This window comes from Candidatus Eisenbacteria bacterium (assembly GCA_035712145.1).
GTDB lineage: Bacteria > Eisenbacteria > RBG-16-71-46 > RBG-16-71-46 > RBG-16-71-46 > DASTBI01.
The window spans coordinates 1-1092 of the sequence record DASTBI010000125.1 but is presented as its reverse complement, the minus strand read 5'-3'; the positions used below and the strand labels follow the sequence as shown (position 1 = coordinate 1092).

Annotated in this window: 1 protein-coding gene; it reads left to right on the top strand. The window is 61.2% G+C overall.

Annotated features, from left to right (window positions below):
* The first annotated feature begins 370 nt into the window (after nucleotides 1-370).
* Nucleotides 371-1015, top strand: a complete 645-nt coding sequence (locus VFQ05_07740) for a class I SAM-dependent methyltransferase (protein ID HET9326646.1) — start codon at nucleotides 371-373, stop codon at nucleotides 1013-1015.
* The last annotated feature ends 77 nt before the right edge of the window (nucleotides 1016-1092 follow it).

The window sequence follows — 1092 nt, the reverse complement described above, 5'->3', positions numbered from 1 at the left end:
AAGTCCTCGCGAAGCTGTGTCATCGCGATCCTTCGATTTCCTGTGAGATCTAACGTCGTGGTGAACGGCGGGCCACACGGCCGTATGAAGTTCCGCCCGCGCTCGCGGCCCGTCCGTTCCACCTAGAGTTAGGCATCTTGTGCCATCCCCGCCATCGACGCAAAGTCATTTACGATCATTTCTTCAGGGCTCATCGCATAAGTGCGTACTGTATTCGGCTAAGGGAGCTCCACTTTCACGGCGCTACCCGGGGTTCGAATCCCCGTCGTGACGACAGCCCCTGTCCGCTTGAAGTTGTCAACTAATCTCTTTCGGCAGACACTTTGTCAACTAATAATAGTTAGATCTCACAGGAAATCGAAGGATCGCGATGACACAGCTTCGCGAGGACTTGGCCCTCATCACCGCGAAGACGCTCAAGCACTACAACGAACGCGCCGCCGAATTCTGGGAGGGCACGCGCGACCACGATGTGAAGCAGAACGTCGAGGCGCTGCTGCGGCACATTCGCGGTTCGCCACCGCTGCGCATACTCGATTTCGGCTGCGGCCCGGGGCGTGACCTAGCGACGTTTCGTGCATTAGGCCACGAGCCGATCGGCCTCGAAGGCTCGCCGCCGCTCGCCGCCATGGCACGCGAACACAGCGGCTGCGAAGTCTGGGAGCAGGATTTCCTCGCCCTGAGGCTTCCCGCCCGCCGCTTCGACGGCATCTTCGCCAACGCCTCGCTGTTCCACGTGCCATCCCAGGAGCTCCCGCGGGTGTTGAGCGAATTGCACGCTGCGCTCAAGCCCGATGGCGTGCTCTTCACCTCGAACCCCCGGGGGAACAACGAGGAGGGCTGGAATCGCGGGCGGTATGGGGCGTATCACGACCTCGAATCATGGCGCGCGTTTCTCGAACGGGCGGCGTTCGCGGAGTTGGAGTACTACTATCGTCCAGCGGGTTTACCGCTTGAGCGACAGCCGTGGCTTGCAAGTGTTTGGCGGAGGAACGGTGTACCCGGTGAGATCTAACAACGCGTTCGAGCGGACCGTGACGCACCGGGCCTTCGGTGGCGGTTATCGCTCGGCCGCTCAACGCGAACGTTAGG